Here is a 1,558-nt window from a genome sequence, read left to right on the forward strand (position 1 = left end):
CTTTGGGCATTGCCCACCGAAAAGAGCTCAAGGGGCTTTTTAAGATGCCCACGCTCTTTTGTGGACAAGCCCAAAAGGGCAATAAGGATGCCGCACAAGGCGGCGCGATCAGCCCTTTCGGCTGCGCCGACCCCTACCCATTTCAACTCGATAATCGAGTGATTTGAGTATCTTTTTGGTCGCTTTCCGTGGAGTTTTTTCTCTTACCCTTTCGGGCTGCCCTGCGCTGTGTGTAAAGGCTTTCGCCCCCCGTCCGAGTCACACAACACTAATCAGTTTATTCCTTTTCCGCTTATCCCCTCTAGCAGCTACAAGGGGCGGGGTTATCGAGCTTTTCGCTTAGTTCTGATTAGTGCCTTTACCTGCCACCTTTCGGACTTCCCTTGGTCGGTGGCTGATGCGCGTCGTTCTGTCCAAAACATCTTGATCCAAACAGAATGCAGGAATACTTGAAGTGCTAACTTGATATGAGCTATCATGAAAGGACTTACCGACCGCGAAATCGTAAGTATTCCGAAATAAACCGCCCTGCAAGGCGGTTTTTTCACATCTGGAGAAAGAGATTAATGCTAAAAGCATTTGATCTCAATGCTGATCTAAAAGATCAAAGAGAACATTCATAAAAAAACCTCCATATAAGGAGGTTTTTTTATGAATTCTTAAACAGAAGCGCTTTCAAGACCCAGCTTAACAAGTCGCTCTAGCATTTTATTTATACTCAATCCTTGCGATATAGATAACTCTTCCAGCTTTTCATGAATATCTGGCTTTGTTCTAAAAGCGATTTTTCCACTATAGGATTTGTAAGGCTCAAGACCTTTCTCCTGGCATACTTCGATGTAAGCATCAAAAGAAGCAATCATCTCTTCTTTCAACGAAGCAACATCTGATGCATAGAAGTCGGCACTACCTGATAAACCTAAAATTTCACCACGAAACATTTCGATATCAGGGTCAAAAACAACGCAAGCTTTCACGCCATTATGCTCCAGAATACTTTCCATATTTCCTCCAAACAAAAGCAAGTGTGATATCACATTATGATATCACACTTGCTTGTTGTAAAGCTTTCCCCGTATTAATTATCAAAAAGCGTCGGGAACTCTGACATCAGAATCCTTTTAACACTTGCCACTGCCCCTTTATCCGTGTCAGGACTTGGATGTGGTCGATGGAATACATGCGGCGTGCCATTCAAGACGATTGCGACTCGTGAACCCTCACGCTCTTCGACTTCAGCGCCAAGAGCCACGAATAGGCTCTCAATATCACTCCATGGGATTGTCCCCAAAACAGGTCGATTCTTGATTTTGCGGAGTGTAATCAATTGTTTCTTTTTTAGTGTCATATGTAATTTAGTCCTTCTATTAAGTTGTTATTGACTAGGTATGCACATGACGTATAATTAGAACTGTCAAATTACAAATTTAAACGCCATAAAATGCTCACCTTTGTGGGTAGGGATTTATTTCCCTTATTAAATTATATATCAAAATCATTAACTTGTCAACACATGAATAGTTATTCAGTACTTTTTCCTCCATCAATACCTTTTAAC

2 protein-coding genes are annotated in these 1,558 nt (G+C 41.9%); both read right to left on the bottom strand.

Features of this window, described 5'->3' with window-relative positions; translation table 11 throughout:
• Positions 1 to 659: 659 nt before the first annotated feature.
• Complete coding sequence (locus BCD48_RS47055; protein ID WP_039543365.1) at positions 660 to 1,004, bottom strand: type II toxin-antitoxin system HicB family antitoxin; 345 nt, start codon at positions 1,002 to 1,004, stop codon at positions 660 to 662.
• Between the two features lie 74 nt (positions 1,005 to 1,078).
• Positions 1,079 to 1,348, bottom strand: coding sequence for a type II toxin-antitoxin system HicA family toxin (locus BCD48_RS55840; RefSeq protein WP_039534188.1), 270 nt, complete (start codon positions 1,346 to 1,348; stop codon positions 1,079 to 1,081).
• Positions 1,349 to 1,558 lie beyond the last annotated feature (210 nt).

This window comes from Pseudofrankia coriaricola, assembly GCF_001854805.1.
Classification (GTDB): domain Bacteria; phylum Actinomycetota; class Actinomycetes; order Frankiales; family Frankiaceae; genus Pseudofrankia.

What these genes read in the sequence shown, in the direction of transcription:
- BCD48_RS55840 (WP_039534188.1), bottom strand. Translation starts at nt 1,348, where the DNA reads ATGACACTAAAAAAGAAACAATTGATTACACTCCGCAAAATCAAGAAT.
- BCD48_RS47055 (WP_039543365.1), bottom strand. Translation starts at nt 1,004, where the DNA reads ATGGAAAGTATTCTGGAGCATAATGGCGTGAAAGCTTGCGTTGTTTTT.